At 70.5% G+C, this 278-nt stretch carries 1 protein-coding gene; it reads right to left on the bottom strand.

Features of this window, described 5'->3' with window-relative positions; translation table 11 throughout:
• Window positions 1-278, bottom strand: a 278-nt coding sequence (locus IH13_RS0125310; RefSeq protein WP_031088171.1) for a carboxyl transferase domain-containing protein, incomplete at both ends; no start/stop codon positions are given.

The following is a 278-nucleotide window of genomic DNA, read 5'->3' as shown; positions in this document are numbered from 1 at the left end:
TGCGGGGGGTTGCCGTGCTTGCGGGACGGCAGGTCGGCGTGCTTGGTGCGGAGCATCGCGAGCGAGGAGATCAGGACCTCGCGCGTCTCGGCCGGGTCGATGACGTCGTCGACCAGCCCGCGCTCCGCGGCGTAGTAGGGGTGCATCAGCTCGGCCTTGTACTCCTTGACCATGCGGGCCCGCATGGCCTCGGGGTCCTCGGCGTCGGCGATCTGGCGGCGGAAGATGACGTTGGCGGCGCCCTCGGCACCCATCACCGCGATCTCGTTGGTCGGCCA

Source organism: Streptomyces sp. NRRL WC-3549, from assembly GCF_000721935.1.
Lineage (GTDB): Bacteria > Actinomycetota > Actinomycetes > Streptomycetales > Streptomycetaceae > Streptomyces.
The sequence above is the reverse complement of the archived record's forward strand: the minus strand, read 5'-3'. Positions and strand labels throughout refer to the sequence as shown.